The sequence below is a fragment of the Microbacterium sp. SZ1 genome (assembly GCF_002362255.1).
Taxonomy (GTDB): domain Bacteria; phylum Actinomycetota; class Actinomycetes; order Actinomycetales; family Microbacteriaceae; genus Microbacterium.
The window spans coordinates 268,945-287,299 of the sequence record NZ_LPVV01000004.1; the positions used below are offsets into that span (position 1 = coordinate 268,945).

At 68.7% G+C, this 18,355-nt stretch carries 15 protein-coding genes; 2 read left to right on the plus strand and 13 right to left on the minus strand.

Annotated elements, in window-relative coordinates; translation table 11 throughout:
* Positions 1-73 precede the first annotated feature (73 nt).
* Entirely contained in the window at positions 74-922 is an 849-nt protein-coding gene (locus AUC47_RS04770) for a phytanoyl-CoA dioxygenase family protein (RefSeq protein WP_096714057.1), read from the plus strand.
* A 27-nt stretch (positions 923-949) separates the two neighbouring features.
* Here AUC47_RS04770 and AUC47_RS04775 read toward each other — a convergent pair whose 3' ends face one another.
* A complete protein-coding gene (locus AUC47_RS04775) occupies positions 950-2,104 on the minus strand; it encodes an ROK family protein (RefSeq protein ID WP_096714058.1) in 1,155 nt (384 codons plus the stop codon).
* 134 nt (positions 2,105-2,238) lie between these two features.
* A complete protein-coding gene (locus AUC47_RS04780) occupies positions 2,239-2,538 on the minus strand; it encodes a chorismate mutase (protein WP_096714059.1) in 300 nt (99 codons plus the stop codon).
* A gap of 92 nt (positions 2,539-2,630) precedes the next feature.
* On the opposite strand from AUC47_RS04780, the gene AUC47_RS04785 reads away from it, so the two are divergent.
* Complete coding sequence (locus AUC47_RS04785) at positions 2,631-3,881, plus strand: AI-2E family transporter (RefSeq protein ID WP_096714060.1); 1,251 nt, start codon at positions 2,631-2,633, stop codon at positions 3,879-3,881.
* A gap of 162 nt (positions 3,882-4,043) precedes the next feature.
* Here the strand turns inward: AUC47_RS04785 and AUC47_RS04790 are convergent, their stop codons facing one another.
* The 11 genes from AUC47_RS04790 to AUC47_RS04840 all read right to left on the minus strand — a co-directional run bounded on the left by AUC47_RS04790 (position 4,044) and on the right by AUC47_RS04840 (position 18,338).
* A complete protein-coding gene (locus AUC47_RS04790; RefSeq protein ID WP_096714061.1) occupies positions 4,044-4,964 on the minus strand; it encodes an ABC transporter substrate-binding protein in 921 nt (306 codons plus the stop codon).
* 63 nt (positions 4,965-5,027) lie between these two features.
* Positions 5,028-5,762: an ABC transporter permease gene (locus AUC47_RS04795; RefSeq protein WP_096714062.1), complete on the minus strand. Its 735-nt coding sequence runs from the start codon at positions 5,760-5,762 to the stop codon at positions 5,028-5,030.
* On the minus strand, positions 5,759-6,439 hold the full coding sequence (locus AUC47_RS04800) for an ABC transporter permease (protein ID WP_096714063.1): 681 nt from the start codon (positions 6,437-6,439) through the stop codon (positions 5,759-5,761). Before AUC47_RS04800 ends, AUC47_RS04795 begins: the two co-directional genes overlap by 4 nt.
* Positions 6,436-7,323 (minus strand): ABC transporter ATP-binding protein, encoded by an 888-nt coding sequence (locus tag AUC47_RS04805; RefSeq protein ID WP_256999443.1) that lies wholly within the window; start codon positions 7,321-7,323, stop codon positions 6,436-6,438. Before AUC47_RS04805 ends, AUC47_RS04800 begins: the two co-directional genes overlap by 4 nt.
* Positions 7,324-7,387: 64 nt before the next feature.
* Positions 7,388-7,690: a DUF427 domain-containing protein gene (locus AUC47_RS04810; protein ID WP_096714064.1), complete on the minus strand. Its 303-nt coding sequence runs from the start codon at positions 7,688-7,690 to the stop codon at positions 7,388-7,390.
* 149 nt (positions 7,691-7,839) lie between these two features.
* On the minus strand, positions 7,840-9,273 hold the full coding sequence (locus tag AUC47_RS04815) for a dihydrolipoyl dehydrogenase family protein (protein ID WP_096714065.1): 1,434 nt from the start codon (positions 9,271-9,273) through the stop codon (positions 7,840-7,842).
* Positions 9,274-9,570: 297 nt separating this feature from the next.
* The gene (locus AUC47_RS04820) at positions 9,571-10,680 is read right to left on the minus strand and encodes a lactonase family protein (RefSeq protein ID WP_096714066.1); all 1,110 of its coding nucleotides are present in this window, start codon (positions 10,678-10,680) and stop codon (positions 9,571-9,573) included.
* A gap of 4 nt (positions 10,681-10,684) precedes the next feature.
* Positions 10,685-11,971 (minus strand): adenylosuccinate synthase, encoded by a 1,287-nt coding sequence (locus AUC47_RS04825; protein WP_096714067.1) that lies wholly within the window; start codon positions 11,969-11,971, stop codon positions 10,685-10,687.
* Between the two features lie 123 nt (positions 11,972-12,094).
* On the minus strand, positions 12,095-14,473 hold the full coding sequence (locus AUC47_RS04830; RefSeq protein ID WP_179297517.1) for an FG-GAP-like repeat-containing protein: 2,379 nt from the start codon (positions 14,471-14,473) through the stop codon (positions 12,095-12,097).
* A gap of 113 nt (positions 14,474-14,586) precedes the next feature.
* Positions 14,587-17,034 (minus strand): FG-GAP-like repeat-containing protein, encoded by a 2,448-nt coding sequence (locus AUC47_RS04835; RefSeq protein WP_179297518.1) that lies wholly within the window; start codon positions 17,032-17,034, stop codon positions 14,587-14,589.
* 122 nt (positions 17,035-17,156) lie between these two features.
* On the minus strand, positions 17,157-18,338 hold the full coding sequence (locus tag AUC47_RS04840; protein ID WP_143740703.1) for a hypothetical protein: 1,182 nt from the start codon (positions 18,336-18,338) through the stop codon (positions 17,157-17,159).
* Between the last annotated feature and the right edge of the window lie 17 nt (positions 18,339-18,355).

Here is an 18,355-nt window from a genome sequence, read left to right on the forward strand (position 1 = left end):
CGACGCGCGAAAGTACAACCGGATTTCGCCGGATTGCATGGCTCGATCGTCCTACCGCCACAAGACTCGACCCATGATCACCTCCAACGGGTACACCCTCGACGCGAGCCCCGCCCGCCTGGGACGACTCAAGGCCGTGCCGGCCGACGGACGCGGCGGCCGGGATGCGCTCTGGCAGCGGCTGCGGCGCGACGGCTACCTCTACCTCAGCCGGCACCTCGACGCCGGCCTCCTCGAGGACTTCCGTCGGTACTACTTCGAGACCCTCGCCCCCACCGGTCTCGTCTCCGCCGACGGCATCCGAGAAGGCATCGACGCGGGAGGCGCGGTCGATCCCGCCCTGATGCGCAGGCTGCTGTTCGACGACATCGTGCCGGGCGACAAGTACGCGGCTCTGACGACTCATCCGTCGATCCGCGGCTGGTTCCAGTGGTTCCTCGGTGACGACGTGCACCTGCACAAGCGACGCATCATCCGACACACCCGGCCCGGGGAGAGCGGCATCGGCACAGCCACGCAGGCGCACTACGACCTCGTGTATCTGCGGGAAGGCACCGACCGGGTGCTGTCGATGTGGATTCCGCTCGGCGACTGCGCCGTCGAGACCGGCGGCCTCGCCTACCTCGAGGGCAGTCATCACCGTGTGATGGCACAGGAGCGCGCCGGGACCCTGCGGATGCCGGCGGCGTCGATCACAGCCGACCTTCCCTCGCTGGCGGAGGAGTACGACGCGCGCTGGCTGGTCGCCGACTACCGCGCCGGTGACGTCATGGTCCACTCGGCCCACATCGTGCACGCGTCGACCGACAACGTCGACCCGCGATCACGCATCCGGCTCTCCACCGACATCCGCTACCAGCGGGTCGCCGATCCCATCGACTGGCGCTGGCAGGAGCACTGGTTCGAGGGCGACGGCCTCTGAGCGCGTCGATCATCCCCCGCGGGACGATCATGGATGCCGGGGCACCTGCTGCGGCATCCACCGCACTCCGAGGGATGCCGTCAGTGCGGCCTGCGCGGGACCGGCCGCGAGCGAGATCGCGGGGTCGGCGTACCGGACGGGAACCTGTGCGGTTCCCGTCGCCGCATAGTCCGTCTCGGCGCGGACCAGATCGAGGAAGCGATCGCCGAGCACCGCACCCGGCCCGCCGAGCACGATCTCGGCGGGGTCGAGGAGCGCGCTGAGAAGCTTGATCGCCCGCGCCAGCGCTCGGGCGCCCTCGTCGAGAGCGCGCTGATCAGCACGGGCGACGAGGGCCCTGATCCGGTCGACGTCGAGCGCATCGGAGAAGTCGTCGCCGAGCATCGGTCCGAGCGCGGCGGCGGATTCCAGGCAGCCCGTCCGACCGCAGCGACAGTCGCGCGCGGCATCGCCGAAGACCACCTGGACATGGCCGATCTCGCCGGCGCGTTGGCGGGGCCCCGGGGCCAGCTCACCGTCGAGGGTGACGGCCGCACCGATGCCTCCGCCGACGTGGATGAAGAGGCGGTGACCCGAGCGTGGGCCGTCGGCCGCGGCCTCGGCGATGGCCTCGGCATCCACGTCGTTGACGAGCAGCACCGGGGTGCCCAGCACCGTCTCGAGGCGTTCGGCGAGCGGAACGTCGCGCCAGTCGAGCTGCACGCTCTCGAGCACGGCGCGTCCGTCGGTCGTGCCCGGCAGCTGCACCGCGGCGATGAGGAGCCGGGGGCCGTACTCGTCTGCGACGGCGGCGAGAGCGGTCGTCAGCATCCGCTCTCGTGTTGCCGCCGTGAAGTCCACCCCGCGCGCGTCGACCTCTCCGCCCGCGAGAGAGAGGAGGCTGATCCGCGCATCGGTGGGGCGCAGGATCACGACGAGGATCACATGATGCTCGGCGTCGATGTCGAGCGTGGTGGCGCGCTTGCCGCCGGTGCTCGCGGCCTGCGCGCCCTCGACGATCAACCGGTCATCGATGAGTTCCGCGACGAGCGATGACGCGGTGGCCGCGGTGAGCCCGGTGGCGCGGGAGATGCCGGCGCGCGTCTGAGTCCCCGGTGCGTCGAACACGAGCTGCAGCGCGCGTCGCAGGTTCGCACGCCGAACCGCTGCCTGGGTGTCGAGTGCGTCGTCGGCGTGGAGCATGAGGCGGTTCCTGCGGGAAAACGGTTGACAGGTGGGATTCGGGTGCGTACTCTCTTACATAGTTTAGTCGCTGAACTAAGTCGGGTTCCGGGCGGGCGAGTGCTGCACACACCGTCGCTCGCCCGGAGAACCCGTCATCGCCCTTCGGCTGCCTCGGTGTGGTGACGGATCACCTCGGCCACCACGAAGTTGAACCACTTCTCGGCGAACTCCGGGTCGAGGTGAGCTTCCTCTGCGAGCGCCCGAAGGCGGGCGACCTGCTGTTCCTCGCGTCCGGGGTCGGATGCCGGCATCGCGTGCTCCGCCTTGAGCCGGCCGACCTGCTGCGTCGCGCGGAAACGCTCCGCGAGCATGAAGATGAGAGCGGCGTCGACGTTGTCGATGCTGGAGCGCAGTCGGAGGAGTTCAGCCCGGGGATCTTCGGCGGCGGTCATGCCCCTACTCTACGGAAACACGGGCGTGAACGACCCTGCGGGCGAGGGCGGATGCGGAGGGCGCGACGACTCCCGACCGCTATCGTGAGCACATGAGCGACGACGAGCGGCCTCGGTCCGAGAGCGCACAGGGCGCGGCATCCGAGCGAGCGGAGCACGGGTCCTCGACGACGGACTCGGGCGCGTCCTCGGCAGAGACGGGGAGCACGGTGGATGCGGCCGCGCTGCCGGACGCGTCCGCGCCCGCACCCGCGCCCGCCAAGGTCGTGGAGCCCATGACGCCCAGCCGCTCGTTCTGGACGCGCATCGACCGCCCGTTCGTGTTCGGGTTCCTCGTCACGCTGGGTGGACTGGCCGCGGTGCTGCTGGGCCTGGCCCTGGCGAACCTCTCCACGGTGCTGATCTACATCGCCCTCGCACTCTTCGCTGCTCTGGGCCTCGATCCGTCGGTGCGGTTCCTCGAACGCCGCGGCCTGTCACGAGCGCTGTCGGTGGTCACGGTGATCCTCGCGCTCGTCGTCGTCGCCGGATTGCTGCTGTGGATGGTGGTTCCGATCGTGGTCGACCAGATCGCGAGCTTCATCCGCTCGGTGCCCGGCATGATCGCCGAGTTCACCCGCTCCGACATCTACGCGACGCTGGAGCGGCAGTTCGGCGACCAGTTCGAGGACCTCGTCGCCGACGTGCAGAAGTTCCTCACCGACCCGGGCAACATCGCCGTGATCGGAGGTGGGGCGCTGCAGGTCGGTGCGAGCATCGCCTCGGCCATCTCGGGCATCATCGTGGTGCTCGTGCTCACGCTGTACTTCGTCGCCACGCTGCCGACCATCAAATCCGGTCTGCTGCGTCTCGTCCCGGCTCGCGACCGGACTCGCGCGAGCGACATCACCGACCAGATCACAGACTCCGTCGGCGGATATGTCATGGGCATGGTCGTCCTGGCGTTCTGCAACGCGGTGCTGACGTTCGTCCTGTATCTGCTCCTGGGGCTGCCGTTCCCCCCGCTCATGGCGACGGTCGCGTTCTGCATCACCCTGATCCCCCTCGTCGGATCGGTGCTGTTCTGGATCATCGGCACCACCCTCGCCCTCTTCACGAACCCGATCGCGGCCCTCGTGTTCGCGATCGTCTACCTCGTCTACATGCAGATCGAGGCGTACGTCATCACGCCCCGGGTCATGAACCGCGCGATCTCCATCCCCGGCTCTCTCGTCGTGATCGGCGCGCTCGCGGGCGGGACCCTGCTCGGGCTGCTCGGTGCTCTCGTGGCGGTGCCGGTCGCGGCATCCATCCTCATCATCATCAAGCAGGTGTGGGTGCCGAGGCAGGACGCCCGCGTCTGACCCTGTCCGCTCCGCGTCGAGACCCACCGCGAGCGACGTGCGGTGTGGTGGGTCTGGGCGGCAGTGGTGGGTCTGGGCGGCGGTGGTGGGTTTCGGCGGATGGCGTGAGACGCAGAAGTGCCCGGGTCCTGGGACCCGGGCACTTCCGTCAGACTCTGCGACTCAGATGAGGTCGTTGTCGGTGAGCCACTGCTTCGCGATGTCGGCCGAGGACTTCTGGTCGACCGTGCTCTGCACGTTGAGGGCGACGAGCTCCTCACCGGTGAGCTTCGCGCTGATCTCGTTGAGCACGTCGGAGACGTCATCAGCGATGTCGCTCGAGACGATCGGCACGACGTTCGACGAGATGATGAGGTTCTCGGGGTCCTCCAGGGCCACGATGTCCTCGGTCTCGAACGCCGGGTCGGCGGTGTAGATGTCGGCCACCTGGATCGAGCCGGCGAGAAGCGACTCGAGGGTGGTCTGGCCGGTGGCCGAGAACGTCAGGTCGACGCCGTAGACCTCCTTGGCACGAGCCGGGCTGTACGGGCGCTGCTCGAACTCGGGTGCGGCACCGATCGTGACCTGCGACGAGACGTTCTTGAGATCGCCGATCGTCTTGAGGTCGTTCTCCTCGGCGAAGCTCTTCAGCACCGTGTAGGAGTCCTGGTCGGTGGCCTCGGCGAAGTCGAGGGCGGTCAGGGACTCGGGCAGCGCGTCGCCCAGCGCGGTGTAGACGTCCTCCGGGCTCGTGACCGTGACCTCGTCGTCAGAGAGATACTCGAGCAGGCTGCCCGTGTACTCCGGGAAGACATCGATCGCACCGGACTCGACGTCGGGCATGTAGGCGTCACGCTGGCCGATGTTGAGCTTCTTCTCGACGTCGAAGCCGGCAGCCTCGAGCGCCTGGGCGTAGATCTCGGCGATGATCTCGTTGGAGTAGTACGCCTGCGAGCCGACGACGATGGTGTCGCCGCCCGAGCTGTCGCCGGAGTCTGCGGGCTCGTCGAGCGGGTTGCTCGACGCGCAGGCTGACAGGGCGAGTGCCGCGGTGGCGACCAGGCCGACGGCGAAGACGGAGCGCTTGCCTCGTGCTGTGAACATGGATTCCTCTTCTCTGGAACTGCTGCTGTGTGACGAAGGGTCTGGGTGTTTCGAACCGCCGGGTCAGGCGGTGGCTGGTGCGGATGCCGACACGGCGGCGTCGGCTCGGGCGCGGCGCCTGGACGGACGCCCGGTACGGAGCCCGGCCGGGACCGCGGCGTGCTGCACCGCGGCGAGGATCAGGTCGACGACGAGCGCGAGCACTGCGACGAGGAGCGCACCCGCGAGGACCTGGTCGAACCGGCGCAGCGGGATGCCCTGGATGATCGGGTACCCGAGTCCGCCGAGGTTGACGTAGGCCGCGATCGTGACCGTGGCGATCACCTGGAGGAGGGCCGATCGGATGCCGCCGACGAGCAGAGGCAACCCCAGCGGCACCTCGACCTTCCAGAAGACCTGCCATCCGGTCATCCCCATCGACTTGGCGGCGTCGATGACGCGGCGGTCGATGGCTTCGAGACCCGTGTAGGCGCCGGCGAGGAGCGACGGGATCGCGAGCAGGACGAATGTGATGACGGCGGCTTCGGGGATCCGCAGGACTCCGAGAAGGAGGACGAGCAGGATCAGCAGGCCGAACGCCGGGATCGCGCGCGCGGCACCCGAGACGGCGACGGCGATCTCCCGCCCCTTGCCGGTGTGACCGATGAGCCATCCGATCGGCAGCGCGATCGCCGCGGCGATGAGCACCGAGATGGCGGTGAGTGCGAGGTGCTGGCCGAGAAGCTTCGGCAGTGCGTAGTTTCCGGTCCACTGCTCGGGTGCGAACATCCACGCGAAGGCGTCGAGGAAGAGGTTCATGCGGGAGCCCCCACGGCGATGGCACGAGCGGCGGTGGACTTCGTCGCAGCGCGGGTCCACGGCATGAGCGCGCGTCCGAGCAGCAGCAGGATCAGGTCGATCACGAGCGCTATGACGACGACTGCGATGACCCCGGCGAACACCTCGGCGATGATGCGGCGCTCGAGCCCGTTCGTGAAGAGGTAGCCCAGATTCGTCACGCCGATGAGGGTTCCGACCGTGGCGAGGGAGATCGTGCTCACCGCCGTGACCCGCAGACCGGCGAGGATCACGGGCCCCGCGAGGGGGAATTCCACGGCCCAGAATCGCCGGAAAGGTGCGAAGCCCGTCGCGGTGGCGGCCTGGCGCACATCGTCGTCGACGGAATCCAATCCGTCGGAGACCGCGCGGACGAGGATCGCTATGGCGTAGATCGTCAGCGCGACGACGAGGTTCGGCTCCTCCGTCGCCGAGTAGCCGAGCGTGGCCGGCAGCAGGATCAACAGCGCCAGCGACGGGATCGTGTAGAGCAGACCGGTGAGGACGATGATGGGCCCGCGCACGAGGCGGAACCGCCAGGCGACCCACCCGAGCGGCAGCGACAGCACGAAGCCGAGCACGATCGGGATGATGCTCTGGCGCAGGTGCACCAGCGTGAGATCGAGGATCAGCCCGACGTTGTCGCCGACCCAGTTCACGGGTGACCGCCCTGCACCGCGTCGAGGGCTGCGGTGTCGGGCCCGGAGAGCGGGCCGTCGGACGTCTCGGCATCCGCCACGATCGCGCCCTGCGTGCGGCCCTCGCTGTCGACGACGACGGTGCCGTGCGGCGTCTGCTTGAGGTGCAGCGCGCGGCGACCGCGGTCGGCGCCGATGAACGAGGCGACGAAGTCATCGGCCGGGTTCTCGATGATCTCGCTCGGGCTGCCCACCTGGACGATGCGCGCACCCTTGTCGAGGATGACCACCTGGTCGCCGAGCAGGAAGGCCTCGTCGATGTCGTGCGTCACGAAGACGACCGTCTTGTCGAGCTCGTGCTGCAGACGCAGCGTCTCCTGCTGCAGATCGGCCCGCACGATCGGGTCGACCGCGCCGAACGGCTCGTCCATGAGGAGGATGTTCGGGTCGGCCGCGAGGCCGCGCGCCACGCCGACGCGCTGCTGCTGGCCGCCGGACAGCTGGCTCGGGTAGCGCTCGGCGAGCGCCTGGTCGAGGCCGACGGTGTCGAGCAGCTCGCGCGAGCGCCTGTGCGCCTCGGCCTTCTTCACGCCGTTCAGGCGGAGCACCGTGGCGACGTTGTCGATCACCGTGAAGTGCGGCATGAGCCCGGAGTTCTGCATCACGTAGCCGATGCTGCGGCGCAGGGCGACCGGATCGCCCGCCAGCACGCTCTCTCCGTCGATCTCGACCTCACCCGAGGTCGGCTCCACCATGCGGTTGATCATGCGGAGCAGGGTGGTCTTGCCGCATCCGGACGACCCGACGAAGACGGTCGTCTTTCGCGATGGGAGAACCAGGCTGAAGTCGTTCACCGCGACGGCGCCGCCGGGGAACTTCTTCGTGACGTTGCGGAATTCGATCATGGCGCATCTCCAGTCGGTCGATCGACGAGGCGGGCATCGGCGCCCCGGCGCCGGCACACGGTGGTCATGCTTCGATCTGCACGCGGGGATCGAAGGCGACGAAACCGGAGAAGTCCTTGCCGACCCGATCGAAGGCCGACGGGTACGGGGTCGGGTACGACCACGCGTAGTCCTCGTGCAGCTCGCCACCGGCCTGCACCGAGTAGTGCTGCGCCGCGCCCTTCCACGGGCACGTATACGGAGTGGGGCTCTCGACGAGCGCACCCTCGGTGATCGATGCGGGCGGGAAGTACCAGTTGCCTTCGATGCGCGCGAGGTCACTCTCGTCTGCTTCGGCGATGACGGTTCCTGCGAGTACAGCCTTCATGGTCCTGCCTCCTGGGATGTGGGTATGAGCGTAACCGAGGTGTACGACATCCGCTCGGGGTTGCGCGCGGGGTCGTCAATGTGGGAAACAATCTCCCCCGCATGTTCGGCACGGGGGTCGGAACGGATTGCTCCGCCCCGGCGGCGCGATCAGGCCGACTGCCTGCCGTACTCCTCGAGCAGTCGGAGCCAGATCTCGCTGATGGTCGGGTAGGCCGGAACAGCGTGCCACAGCCGGGAGATCGGCACCTCTCCGACGACGGCCACGGTCGCCGCCTGCAGCAGTTCGGCGACCTCGGGTCCGACGAACGTGGCGCCGAGCACGACCTCGCGCTCAGTGTCGATCACGAGCCGGGCCTGGCCCGCGAACCCGTCTTCGTAGACGCTCGCGCCCGCGATGGCTCCGAGGTCGTAGTCGACCGCGGCGACCTCGTGCCCCGCCTTCCGCGCCTCGGCCTCGGTGAGCCCGACCGACGCGACCTCCGGGTACGAGAACGTGACCTGGGGTGCAGCCGCGTGGTCGGCCGTCGCCACGTGGCGGCCCCAGGGGGCGTCGTCGACGGCATCCCCCTTCGCGCGCGCCGCGATCACGTCGCCCGCCGCGCGCGCCTGGTACTTGCCCTGGTGGGTGAGCAGCACGCGGCCGTTGACGTCGCCGACCGCATACAGCCACTCCGACCCGGGCACGCGCTGGGTGTCGTCCACCTCGATGTAGCGCCCCGCCTCGAGGCCCACGACGTCGAGCCCGATGTCGCCGCTGCGCGGAGTGCGCCCGGTGGCGACGAGCACCTCGGCCGTGATGACCGTCGATCCGTCGGAGAGCTCGATCACGACCCCGTCGTCGGTGCGCGTCACGCTGGTCGTGCCGGTGTCGGTGCGCACGTCGACGCCCAACTCGGCGAGCCCCGCGGCCACCCGCTCGCCCGCGAACGGCTCGAACGACCCGAGCAGGCCGCTGCGGGCGATGACCGTGACCTTCGTGCCCAGCGACGCATACACGGTCGCCATCTCGACGGCCACCACGCCGCCGCCGATCACGGCCAGCGACTCGGGCAGCTCCTCGGCGCTGGTCGCCTCGCGGCTGGTCCACGGCTCGGCCTCGCGGAGCCCCGGGATCGGCGGCACCGCGGCATCCGTGCCGGTGCTGATCGCGACCGCCTGGCGGGCGTGGAGCACGCGGGTGCCGCCGTCGGCATCCGTCACCGTGACCTCTCGCTCGCCCGTGAGCCGTCCGTGCCCACGTGCAAGATCGATGCCGGCCGAGTCGAGCCACTTCACCTGCCCGTCGTCCGACCAGTTGCTCGTGAACGAGTCGCGACGATCGAAGACCGCGCGCACGTCGAGATCACCGGTGACGGCCTCGGCCGCGCCGCCGACGTTCTTCACCGCTCGCAGCGCCTGTGCCGGACGCAGCAGCGCCTTCGAGGGCATGCACGCCCAGTAGGAGCACTCGCCGCCGACCAGCTCGCTCTCGACGATGATCGCGGTGAGTCCGCCCTGCACGGCGCGGTCGGCGACGTTCTCGCCCACCGGACCTCCGCCCAGCACGATCAGGTCGTATTCGTCGGTGTTCTCGGCAGTCATGCGGTGCCCCTCTCCGTGGCCCAGTCTTGCTCAAGATCAACGCGCAGTCACGGGGATTGTTCCGGACGCCGTGCTCTGGGCGGGTCGGGGACCACCCTGCATGGCGGTCGACCGGATGCAGGTCGGAACGGGGTGGTCCGGGCCTGCATCTGTTCTCCCGGCCGCCAAGCGGGCGCGGCGCGGATCGCTGCCGCTGCGAGGGAGTTCACTCCGGGGGCCGACACGCCAGATGTCGAACGGATGCCGCGCACGAGATCGCGCTGTGGCGGTCGACCCCCGAAGTGGAAGACGCGGAGGTCAGCGCACGGGGAGGAAGTGCGTCGGCGTCGGGACCTGCGCCTCGTGACGGATGCCGAGGGGCGCGCCCGTGCGCTCGTCGAGGTCGAGCAGCGCGACCGTGTCGGACCGCTGCCCGGCGACGAGGAGCTTCCCCTCGTGCACGAGGTGATGCCGCGGCCAGTCGACGCCCGAGTCGGCGAGCGCGAACGGCTCGAGGCTCTCCCCTGCACCGCGCACCCGCAGCGCCGCGATCGTGTTGCTGCCGCGCAGCGCCGTGTACAGGAACTGTCCGTCGCGGGTGCGCGCGAGCTCGGCGGGGAAGTCGACGCCCACCTGCGCGATCGGGCTCGACAGCACCGACGACACGACGCGCCAGACGCCGTCTGGGCCGGCGGCGAGCGTGAACACCTCGCACGAGTACTCGGTCACGACGTGCAGGTGACCGCTCGGGTGCACGACCATGTGCCGCGGACCCGTGCCCTGCGGCAGCGTGACCTCGTGATCGAGCACGAGGCCGCCCGGCGTCGCGCGCCAGATGCGCACGAGGTCGAAGCCCAGGTCGGTCGTCGCGATGCGACCGTCAGCCAGGAACGCGGCGGCGTGCGCATGCGACACACGGGGATCGCCGGTCGCGGTGAGGGCGCCCGCATAGGGATCGGATGCCGCAGCCGCGACCCCCGCGGGCGCCGAGGTCTCCGCGGGTTCGCCGAGCAGGGCGGCGCGGAGTTCGGCGGCCTTGTTCGCGGCATCCGGAACCAGGGCCCCGTCGGGAGCGATCCCGATGCGTACCACGCGGCCGTCGCCGTAGCAGCTCGCCACGAGGTAGTCGCCGCCGGGCGAGACCGCGATGTGGCACACCGAGCCGCCGGCCTCGACGGGTTCGCCGAGCGGCTGCAGGGTCGATTCGCCGGTCCGGCGGAACGCCTGCACCGCGGCATCCCCCTCCAGCGCCGCGTAGACGACGTCGAGGGTGGGATGCTGCGCGAGCCATGACGGCGACGGGGTCTCGGTGACCGCGCCGCGATACGAGAGCTTCGTCGGCGTCTGCTCGTCGCCGGCGAGGAGGCCGATGCCGTCGGCCGAGCCACCCATGCCGGCGCCGTAGCCGCCGAGCCAGAAACGGGTCATGCGATCAGTCGAGGAGGTCGTGGCGGACGACGACCTGGTCGCGCTCCGGCCCGACGCCGATGACCGAGATGCGGGTGTTGCTCATGCCCTCGAGCGCCAGCACGTAGTCCTGGGCGTTCTTCGGGAGGTCGTCGAAGGTGCGGGCCGTCGAGATGTCCTCCGACCAGCCGGGGAAGTACTCCAGGATCGGCGTCGCGTGGTGGAAGTCGGTCTGGTTGACGGGCACCTCGTCGAAGCGCTCGCCGTCGACGTCGTAGGCCACGCACACCGGGATCTGCTCGAGTCCGGTGAGGATGTCGAGCTTCGTGAGCACGAGATCGGTGATGCCGTTGACGCGTGTCGCGTAGCGGGTGATGGGGGCGTCGTACCAGCCGACGCGGCGCGGACGGCCGGTCGTGGTGCCGAACTCGAACCCGCGCGAGCGCAGCCATTCGCCCTGCTCGTCGAACAGCTCGGTCGGGAACGGACCCGACCCGACGCGGGTCGTGTACGCCTTGACGATGCCGACGATGCGGTCGAGCGCGCCGGGGCCGACACCCGAACCGGATGCCGCGCCCGCCGCCGTCGCGGTGGACGACGTCACGAACGGGTAGGTGCCGTGGTCGATGTCGAGCATGGTGGCCTGGCCGCCCTCGAACACGACGACCTCGCCGCGGTCGAGCGCCTCGGCGATCAGGTAGCCGGTGTCGGCGACCATCGGGCGCAGACGCTCGGCGTACGACAGCAGCTCCTCGACGATCTCGTCGACCGTGACCGCGCGGCGGTTGAAGACCTTCACGAGCAGGTGGTTCTTCTGGTCGAGGGCGCCCTCGACCTTCTGGCGCAGGATGTTCTCGTCGAAGAGGTCCTGCACGCGGATGCCGACGCGGTTGATCTTGTCGGCGTAGGCCGGGCCGATGCCGCGGCCGGTCGTGCCGATGTTGCGCTTGCCGAGGAAGCGCTCGGTCACCTTGTCGAGAGTGCGGTGGTAGGCGGTGATGATGTGGGCGTTCGCGCTCACCTTCAGCCGCGAGACATCGATGCCGCGGGCGCCGAGCGCCTCGAGCTCGCTGAACAGCACCTCGAGATCGATGACGACGCCGTTGCCGATCACGGGCGTGACCCCGGGCGACAGGATGCCGGAGGGCAGCAGGTGCAGCGCGTACTTCTCGTTGCCGACGACGACGGTGTGACCGGCGTTGTTGCCGCCGTTGAACTTCACCACCCAGTCGGTGCGCTCACCGAGCAGGTCGGTGGCCTTCCCCTTGCCCTCGTCGCCCCACTGGACGCCGACGATCACGATTCCTGGCATGGGTGTCCCCCTTGCTGACGCCGGGTTCGCACCGGCTGATGAGCTGGCCCTCTTCGGGCGACCCCATCCTATCGAAGGCCGGTTTCGGGGCTGTTTCGGGTGGTCGGAACAGCCCCGGTCGCATCAACTGAACAGACGCAGCGAGTTCCAGCCGTTGCCGACACGGACCGGAGCACCGAAGCCGGTGGCGCCGAGGCCGGGGTACACATACAGTCCCCCGTCGGCCGTGCGCCCGAACAGGTCGGCCTTGCCGTCGAGGCCGTAGTCGACGCCCCCCGTGATCGCTGAGATACCGGCCCATCCGTTGCCGACTTGGGGACCCTTGGTCAGTGTTGCGCCGTTTCCCGGATAGAGGAGCAGCGCACCCGCGGGAGTCGTGGCGAGAATGTCGCCCTTGCCGTCGGCGTTCCAATCGCCCGCGAGCACGCGGTTGATTCCGGTCCAATCGCCGCCGATCCTGACCTTCGGACCGAACGTTCCGTTCCCGATTCCGGGATACGCATAGAGGTTGCCGTCCGATTCGCGCGCGACGAGGTCGGCCTTCTTGTCTGCGTTGAAATCCGCTCCGCCGGTTATCAGGGCCTTTGTGTGCCACCCGCGTCCGACCAAGGCCTTGGTGGGGAACCTCAGTGCGCCGTCGCCCTGGTGGTACCAGAGGGTTCCGTCGTTGTTGACGACCATCATGTCGCCCTTGCCGTCGCCGTTGTAGTCACCGTGGATGATCTGCTTCGCGTCGTTCCACCCACTGGTGGAAACGGTCTGAGCGGCCCATCCGCCGTTGCCGTTGCCGTGATACAGGTTGAGCACATTACCTGACGAGATGCCGATCACATCGGCCTTGCCGTCGCTGTTGAGGTCGAACGACGGCTTGCTCGGCGTCAGGGGCGTTCCGTGGTACTCGAAATGGTTGTGGGTGCAGTCGTCGACCGTCTGCGCCCAGCCGTTCGGCACGGTGAGCGGCGCACGGCAGTTCACCTGGCCGACGCCGGCAGGAGCAGGCAGCGCGATGAACATGGCCGCCACGAGAGCGCGGTCCTCAGGCGTGTCACCCGTCGATACAACGCCGTTGACGACGCTGATGTCGACGGCGTGGCCGCCGCCGTCTTTCGCGTGATAGCTGGTCGTCGAAGGCGTCGCCGTGGTGCAGTTCTCGTTGAGGGACGCGATCGTGATGGAGAACCCGTCATCGACGACCACCTTCTTGAGCGCGGCGAGGATCACAGGGTCGATGGTGCAGTCGCGGACCACGCCAGCCACGAGGTTGCCGCGCTTGAAGCCGTCGGCATAGGCCTGGATCTGTCCCAGCGGCTCACCGCCCGACACTCGGGCCGTTGCCATGATCTGCTGCGCGAGAGCCTTGTCGGCGGCGGACACGGGGGTCGTGTTCAGCGCCTTCTGGACGGTGGTGGTGATCCAGGGGGCGAGGGTGTCGATGCGGGTGGAGGTCACGGAGGCGGTGCCGGCGGGGATGCCCGAGCCCACGCACCCGGCCTGGGACGACGTCGATGCGATCGCGACGAGGGTCTTCGTGCCGTTCACGGTGCGGATGCCGGGAGCGCCGCCGTCGCCGAGACACAGGGCAGCGCCGGTAGCGGATGCCGTCGTCGTCGCCGCGGCGACAGCCGTGACCGGGTAGGTGTTCGTGTGCGGGGCGAGCGGCACCCATGCGGATGCCGTGCGCCCGTACCCGGTGAACGCCAGGCTCTCCCCGACCGCGGGGGCCGTGGTCGCGAGGGTGATCGGGGTGATCGTGTCGATCGGTGTCTCCAGCTTCAACATCACCGCATCCGCACCCGCAGCGGGCTGCACCTGCGTGACCTTCGCACCCGAACCGGCACCGCCCGTGGTCTTGTCGTTCGCGATATCCGCACCGAACAGCACCCGCACCGGGCCCGCCGGAGCGCCCGCGACAAGCGACGCGGGGTCGGCGACACAGCTCGCCGCGGTGAGAACCCAGGACCGATCTACGAGGGTTCCCGTGCACGCCCCCAGACCCGACCGGACCTGCCCGATCGCGGTGCGCGGGAACGCGGCATCCGTGACCGGCACATCCGAAGCGTCCGCCTTCACATCCAGCGTCACGATCGTCGATTCGCCCGTCCGACCCTCGTCCACCGACCCCGACCGGGTCGGGTCCAGCTCCAGGGTGTCCTCCACCCCGTCGATCTCGAAAGTCACATCCAGCGGCTGCTTACCCGCCCGCACCCCGAACGAGCTGTCGATCTCGAGATTCAGCACCGCGGGACGGAAGATCACGTCGAAACAGACCTGGTTCGCACGGCCGTTCAGCACCCGCTCCACCCGCACCTGATTCAGCGACGCAGGCGGCGTCCCCTGGGGACACGTCCCCAACCGCAACCCGCCGTTGCCGTCCTTCAACACCAGCCCATTCGCCGCCCCCAACGCCGCCGCGTCAGGATGCACCCCGGACTCCACCAGGAACCCCGGCGCATCATCAGCGACCGCCGACGACACCGGCACACCCACCAACAACGCAGACACCAACGCACCCAACGCGGCAACGACACCCACGCGGGAACGGAAACGAGACGATGACATGAAGGCCTTTCTTGCCTGGTTGCGAGAGGAGTGATCGGGCGTCGTGACACCCATGGTCAGGTCAAAAGACGGTGGAGGTTCCAACCGCTATCCGGGTTGGTCGGTGAGGTGAAGCCCGATCCGGTTCCCGCATAGAGCAGGAATTGCCCAGCAGTCGTCCGTCCGAGGATGTCGGCGTTGCCATCGCCGTTGTAATCCACACCGCCCGTGATGACGGTCATGATGTCCCATCCGTTGCCGACCTGAATGGCCGGGGTGAGGTTGACGCCGTCCCCGCGGAAGAGCCAGAGGATGCCGGCTGAGTCGCGCGAGACCAGATCGCCCTTGCCGTCGCCCGTGAAGTCTCCGGCGAGGAGTGACGTCATGTGCCCCCATCCGGCGTTGAAGTGCACGCCAGCCTTGAAGGTGCCGGCGCCGGTGCCCGCGTACAGGAAGATGTTCCCGTTCGTGCCACGTCCGATCATGTCGGCCCGCCCGTCGCCGGTGAAGTCCGCCCCTCCAGTCAGGTAGGTCGTGCCCGGCCAGTTGGAGCCGATGAGCGACTTCGTGAAGCCCCGCGCTCCATTCCCCTCGTAGAACCAGACGGTGCCGTCGCTCTCGGTGGAGACGATGTCGCCCTTGCCGTCGGAGTTGTAGTCGCCGTGGACGATCGCGGTTGTGGCGTCCCATCCGAAGCTCTGGAGGTGCCGGCTGAGCCAGCCGCCCGTGCGAGCGCCGGAGTAGATGTTCAGTTGATGGGTCGTCGAGATCCCCAGCACATCGGCATAAGTGTCACCATCGACATCGAAGGACGGCGGCGTGACCGGTGCCGCCGCCGCAACCGTGCCTCGATACTCGAAGTGATTGTGGGTGCACTCGCTCGCGAACTGAGCCCACCCGGTAGGAGCCTCGGCTCGCGGTCGGCAGTCCAGCTGTCCGACACCGGCGGGCGCCGGCAGCGCGGCGAACATCGCGCTGCGGAGGGCGATGTCCTGCACGGTCGCACCGGTCGCCGCGACCCCGTTCACGACCGTGATCTTCACGGCGTGGCCGCCCCCGTTCCGCGAGTGGTAGTCGGTCGCCGCGGTCGCGGTGCCCAGGCAGTACTCGTTGAGTGACGAGATGGTGAGGGAGAACCCGTCGTCGACGACAACCTTTTTGAGCGCTGCGAGCAGGGTGGAGTCGATCGCGCAGTCGCGTGGCTGGCCGCTCACGATGTTGGCACGCTTTACCCCGCTCGCGTAACCCTGGAGCTGCGACAGTACCGGGGCGGCGGCGGTCACCCGGCCGCTGTCGATGATCTGCTGTGCGAGGGTCTTGTCGGTGGCCGAGACAGGCGTCGTGTTCAATCCGTTCTGGATGGTGGTGGCGATCCAGGGAGCGATCGTGTCCACCCGCGTAGACGTGACTGAGGCCGTGCCCGCGGGGATGCCCGAGCCGAGGCATCCGGCCTGGGACGACGTGGACGCGATCGCGGCGAGGGTCTTCGTGTCGTAGATGGTGCGGATGCCGGGGGCACCGCTGTCACCGAGACACAGGGCAGCGCCCGAGGCGGATGCGGTCGCCGTCGCGGGCGCGACGGCGGTCACGGGGTAGGTGATCGTGTGAGGTGCGAGGGGCACCCAGGCGGATGCCGTGCGCCCAAACCCCGTGAACGCGAGATTCTCCCCCACCGCCGGGGCCGTGGTCGCGGGAGCGATCGGGGTGATCGTGTCGATCGGGCCTTCCAGCTTCAGCATCACCGCATCCGCACCGGAGGCGGGCTGCACCTGCGTGACCTTCGCACCCGAACCGGTACCGCCCGTGGTCTTGTCGTTTGCGATGTCCGCGCCGAACAGCACCCGTACCGGCGCTGCGGGCGCACCTACAGCCAGGGTCGCGGGGTCAGCCGCCAGGCAGCTCGCCGCGGTGAGCACCCACGACCGGTCCACGAGCGTGCCCGTGCACGCTCCGAGGCCGGACCGGACCTGCCCGATCGCAGTACGCGGGAACACCGCATCCGTCATCGGCACATCCGAAGCGTCCGCTTCCACCTCGAGCGTCACGATCGTCGAGTCGCCCGTCTGACCCTCGTCCACCGACCCCGATCGCGTCGGCGCGAGAGGCAGATTGTCCTCGACGCCGTCGATGACGAACGTCACATCCAGCGGCTGCTTGCCCGCCCGCACCCCGAACGAGCTGTCGATCTCGAGGTTCAGCACCGCGGGACGGAAGATCACGTCGAAACAGACCTGGTTCGCACGGCCGTTCAGCACCCGCTCCACCCGCACCTGATTCAGCGACGCAGGCGGCGTCCCCTGGGGACACGTCCCCAACCGCAGCCCGCCGTTGCCGTCCTTCAACACCAGACCGTTCGCTGCACCCAGAGCCGCAGCATCTGGATGCAGCCCGGACTCCACCAGGAACCCCGGCGCATCATCAGCCACCGCCGAGGACACCGGCACACCCACCAACAACACGGACACCAAAGCACCCAGCGCGGCGACGACGCCGAACCGGGAACGGAAACGAGACGAAGAACTCATGAACTGCCTTTCGCTCGACCGCTCGCCGCGGCGAAGTTCGCGTACCACCTTGGGTTGAGGCGCACGGAAGAAGCGGGAAAAGGAGTGCGGCATTCGCGGCGCATCGTGGTGGTGCCGCACGGCTACGCCAGGCCTGCGCGCGCTCGGTTAGCGGCGATGCGGCGCTCGATGCGCTCTGCCTCCGGAGAGCCCGGAAGAGGGGCCCGCAGAACCGACGGCATCGATAGAGCAGGCTGGAGACACCGCCGCTCCTGGTCGGCGCTCAGCGTAGCGAGCAGTTCGCTTCCGACCCATGGAGCACGTCGGACCAGAGGGCGGAGTGCACTCCCCGCCGACGGCTCCGCCGTCCACACGTGCATGCTTCCCTCCGGGTGATCTGTGATGACTCCCGAGGTGAGGTACGGACGGACCAGCTTCGTGTATTCGGGTGAGTACCACGTCATCCACTGCGCCGTCCTGGGAAGCCCACCCCAACTACCCTTGTAGGCCGGCGAGGCGGCTGTGGCGTAGAGGCTGGAGTTCAGTTCCGCGAAGGCGAAGAAGCTGGAGGTGCGCTTCGCCACTTCCACGAAGAAGTCAGTGAAGTCCTGCGTCGCGAGATCCGCCGTGTCTTTGAGCGGGATCGTCAACCTGAGTGCCTGGAACCTCGACCTGAGCTCGTCGGTCCAGCCGTCCACACTCCCGCTCAGACCCGACCGTCCTTTGAGGATCAGCCGGGAGAGCTTGCACTGCTCGCGATAGATGAGGTCGAACGCCGAGTCTCCTCCGCCAACCAGCTTTCCCTGCAGGGGCTCCTCCGTCCCGAACCTCGTCGGAACCGCGGAAGGAAAGTGATCCCTCGCGGCTTCGAGATAGCGGGCGGCGAAATCGGCAGAGCCGTCGCGGGTCCGATTCCACTCGACGTGCAAATACACGGGCGCGCGGTTCTCCGTCGAGTCGCTGTGCGCGCGGCCCGGCGACACGTACGTCTGCGGGTCGACGACTCGTCCGTTGATCTTGAGCGCCAGATCATCTGCAAACGACCTCGCGGCGGTGATGTCTTCCGGGTCCGAGCTGAGAACGGCGATGCTGTACAGCACCGGCGATCCGTCCGCCTCGCCCCACTCTCGAAGGTCCTCCGGCTCGAGAACGAAGGGGCCCTCCACGGTGTACAGGTGCGCCCCGGTGCGCCGGTTCAGCACAGCGAGCACCTCTCCCGTACCGGGCCCGCGGACGACCTTGGTCCTTCGCGGAGCCGATGCAAGCCGCGCCAGTTCTCGCTCCGTGAGCACCTCGGCACCGAAGACGTTCAGATCGTATGACAAGGCAGGTTCCTTTCATC

What these genes read in the sequence shown, in the direction of transcription:
- AUC47_RS04835 (WP_179297518.1), bottom strand. Translation starts at nt 17,034, where the DNA reads ATGAGTTCTTCGTCTCGTTTCCGTTCCCGGTTCGGCGTCGTCGCCGCG.
- AUC47_RS04795 (WP_096714062.1), bottom strand. Translation starts at nt 5,762, where the DNA reads ATGAACCTCTTCCTCGACGCCTTCGCGTGGATGTTCGCACCCGAGCAG.
- AUC47_RS04780 (WP_096714059.1), bottom strand. Translation starts at nt 2,538, where the DNA reads ATGACCGCCGCCGAAGATCCCCGGGCTGAACTCCTCCGACTGCGCTCC.
- AUC47_RS04790 (WP_096714061.1), bottom strand. Translation starts at nt 4,964, where the DNA reads ATGTTCACAGCACGAGGCAAGCGCTCCGTCTTCGCCGTCGGCCTGGTC.
- AUC47_RS04770 (WP_096714057.1), top strand. Translation starts at nt 74, where the DNA reads ATGATCACCTCCAACGGGTACACCCTCGACGCGAGCCCCGCCCGCCTG.
- AUC47_RS04815 (WP_096714065.1), bottom strand. Translation starts at nt 9,273, where the DNA reads ATGACTGCCGAGAACACCGACGAATACGACCTGATCGTGCTGGGCGGA.
- AUC47_RS04810 (WP_096714064.1), bottom strand. Translation starts at nt 7,690, where the DNA reads ATGAAGGCTGTACTCGCAGGAACCGTCATCGCCGAAGCAGACGAGAGT.
- AUC47_RS04820 (WP_096714066.1), bottom strand. Translation starts at nt 10,680, where the DNA reads ATGACCCGTTTCTGGCTCGGCGGCTACGGCGCCGGCATGGGTGGCTCG.
- AUC47_RS04785 (WP_096714060.1), top strand. Translation starts at nt 2,631, where the DNA reads ATGAGCGACGACGAGCGGCCTCGGTCCGAGAGCGCACAGGGCGCGGCA.
- AUC47_RS04825 (WP_096714067.1), bottom strand. Translation starts at nt 11,971, where the DNA reads ATGCCAGGAATCGTGATCGTCGGCGTCCAGTGGGGCGACGAGGGCAAG.
- AUC47_RS04805 (WP_256999443.1), bottom strand. Translation starts at nt 7,323, where the DNA reads ATGATCGAATTCCGCAACGTCACGAAGAAGTTCCCCGGCGGCGCCGTC.
- AUC47_RS04775 (WP_096714058.1), bottom strand. Translation starts at nt 2,104, where the DNA reads ATGCTCCACGCCGACGACGCACTCGACACCCAGGCAGCGGTTCGGCGT.